General features: G+C 41.1%; 1 protein-coding gene. It reads left to right on the top strand.

Features of this window, described 5'->3' with window-relative positions; genetic code table 11:
* Positions 1-116: 116 nt before the first annotated feature.
* Positions 117-811: collagen-like protein (locus K5S59_RS29725; protein WP_220784128.1), on the top strand; the 695-nt coding region annotated here is incomplete at its 3' end.

Consider the following 811-nt stretch of genomic DNA (forward strand, 5'->3'; position numbering starts at 1 on the left):
TAAGGCGTTTTTTCTATTTTTTCTTTAAACAAACGATTTTACTATGACCATTTAACTAATTTTTGCATCTACTATGATGAGTTTCGTTCATATCCTCATGAGAAAGGAGAGATTTAATGTCTCATTATAACGACAGCCAGAACAAATTCTCCAAACCATGCTTTCCAAGTAGCGCCGGACGAATCCCAAATACTCCATCAATCCCAGTTACTAAGGCACAACTTAGAACATTCCGCGCAATCATTATCGATTTAACAAAAATAATTCCAAAACTTTTCGCAAATCCATCTCCTCAAAATATTGAAGATCTAATCGATACATTGAACCTACTAAGTAAATTTATTTGTTCACTAGACGCTACTTCCTCCCTGAAAGCACAAGGGTTAGCTATTATTAAAAATTTAATAACTATATTAAAAAATCCAACTTTCGTAGCAAGCGCTGTATTTATCGAGCTTCAAAATCTAATTAATTATTTACTATACATTACAAAACTATTCCGAATTGACCCTTGCACACTTCAAGAGCTTCTTAAATTAATAGCAGCATTACAAACTGCTTTAGTTAATTCCGCTTCATTCATTAAAGGACCTACCGGACCTACCGGGCCTACTGGGCCAGCAGGCGCTACTGGCGCTACCGGACCTCGAGGTAACACAGGCGCTACTGGTGCTACCGGACCTCAAGGTAACACGGGCGCTACTGGTGCCACTGGGCCTCAAGGTAACACAGGTGCTACCGGTGCCACTGGGCCTCAAGGTAACACAGGTGCTACCGGTGCCACTGGACCTCGAGGTAACACAGGCGCTAC

The sequence above is a fragment of the Bacillus sp. BML-BC051 genome (assembly GCF_019656175.1).
GTDB classification, from domain to species: Bacteria; Bacillota; Bacilli; order Bacillales; family Bacillaceae_G; genus Bacillus_A; species Bacillus_A mobilis.